Source organism: Pseudomonas sp. P5_B2, from assembly GCF_056400445.1.
Genome location: NZ_JBFULH010000828.1, coordinates 1 through 1,552, shown reverse-complemented (window position 1 = coordinate 1,552; position 1,552 = coordinate 1). Strand labels below are relative to the sequence as shown.

4 protein-coding genes are annotated in these 1,552 nt (G+C 54.9%); 3 read left to right on the top strand and 1 reads right to left on the bottom strand.

Going from position 1 to position 1,552, the window contains the following annotated elements:
• On the bottom strand, nt 1-111 hold a 111-nt coding region (locus AC1DRJ_RS27195; RefSeq protein ID WP_477804869.1), incomplete at its 3' end, for a cold shock domain-containing protein membrane protein.
• Between the two features lie 471 nt (nt 112-582).
• Here AC1DRJ_RS27195 and AC1DRJ_RS27190 point away from each other — a divergent pair.
• The 3 genes from AC1DRJ_RS27190 to AC1DRJ_RS27180 all read left to right on the top strand — a co-directional run.
• Nucleotides 583-921, top strand: a complete 339-nt coding sequence (locus AC1DRJ_RS27190; RefSeq protein WP_477804867.1) for a ribbon-helix-helix domain-containing protein — start codon at nt 583-585, stop codon at nt 919-921.
• Nucleotides 922-1,057: 136 nt separating this feature from the next.
• A complete protein-coding gene (locus AC1DRJ_RS27185; RefSeq protein WP_010457489.1) occupies nt 1,058-1,279 on the top strand; it encodes an FmdB family zinc ribbon protein in 222 nt (73 codons plus the stop codon).
• Nucleotides 1,280-1,397: 118 nt separating this feature from the next.
• Nucleotides 1,398-1,552 (top strand): OB-fold nucleic acid binding domain-containing protein (locus AC1DRJ_RS27180; protein WP_477804868.1); only part of this gene is annotated, 155 nt, incomplete at its 3' end.

Sequence of the window (1,552 nt, the reverse complement as noted above, 5' to 3'; positions counted from 1 at the left end):
GTACAGCGCGTCGGGTTGTTGCAGGTAAGGGACCGCTTCAGCTTGCAGGCTGGGGATGAAGGACAGCAGCAGGGCGGCTGCGCCCGTTAGCAGGTGGACGATTTTCAACATTTTGATTAACTCGCATTAAGACGGATCACAAGGAAGAGCTGATCGAGCACGGTTCGCTTCAGGACAATAAGAGGCGTTGGGCACGTATCCGGTATCAGCCTATGCGCAGCGCCCGGAAAAATAGGCGGTAGCGACACACTGCCTATTTAACAGCAAAGCCTGCGGCTACTCAAATCAGGCGGTCCGATGGTGCTCTGGTGCTCGATTTGTCACAGGCCATCGCGTTCTATTTGGGTTTGGCCGCTGTCTGGGTTTTTTACTTCATCAAGTCTCATTGACGTGGGGTAAAGCACGCCTGAGTGCGTAGGAAAATGGCCGGACTAGGACGGTCTCCATGATCCTCCTTTAACTGTTGGCTTATCCTACGTGGATGGTCATAAAGTCATCTGGATATACCTTTGTGCCTGCGCTTTTATAAGGCAACAGATGTAGCTCTTATGAAGGCAAGGATGGCAAAGGAGTGTCAGCGATATGGTTTACCAAGACAGGCTGGGCGAAGGGAGCCTCGGCCCGGCCGGGGATATAAAGGTTGATCCGTTCGTCAGTGAATTTGATATGGGGCTGGCTCGGCCTCTATCCCGATCGGTGCGTTTGAACGGTTTTGCGACCTGCTTGCGGCTTGAGCAGGTCTACTGGGATATTTTGGGCGACATGGCCAAGGTCAATTGCTGTTCTGTCAGTGCGCTGCTGTCCCACGTGGATCGCGAAGTGCAGTTGCGTCACGGCGGGGTCAAGAACTTCACCGGGCTGGTACGGGTTGTCTGCGTCGTACGCAGCTTGARGGAAGGGGGCTGCATTGCGATGCCCTAGCGGCGGCGCCGGATTGGATTGAGTGTCAGTCTGTGCAGTCTTACGGCTGCACAGGCTGCATTTAATGGATATAATCCCGCTCTTTGCCGCAAAACCCAGCGTGTGCGGTAGCAATCTGATCGCCGAGACAACCCCCATGCCGATGTACGACTATCAATGTGCTTCCTGTGGTCATCAGTTGGAAGCCATTCAAAAGATCAGCGCAGCACCGCTGGTCGACTGCCCTGCCTGCCAGGCGCCAGAGCTTAAAAAGATGCTATCCATGCCAGGCTTCCGCCTTAGCGGCACTGGCTGGTACGAAACCGATTTCAAGACCGGCTCGAAGAAGAACCTGGCCGGCGGTGACAAAGCTGACTAGGGTCCAGGGCCTGAGTTGAACCACACGCGTGAGCGCTTGCATCATTAGGCTCCTTTATTAAGGGCAGGGTGTGCAGGGCTCCAACCGAATTTCGATTACGAGAAGTGAAACCACTACCATGATGCGCAGCCATTATTGCGGCCAACTGAACGAAAGCCTGGAAGGCCAGGAAATTACTCTTTGCGGTTGGGTTCACCGTCGCCGTGACCACGGCGGGGTGATTTTCCTCGATATCCGTGATCGTGACGGTCTGGCCCAGGTGGTGTTCGACCC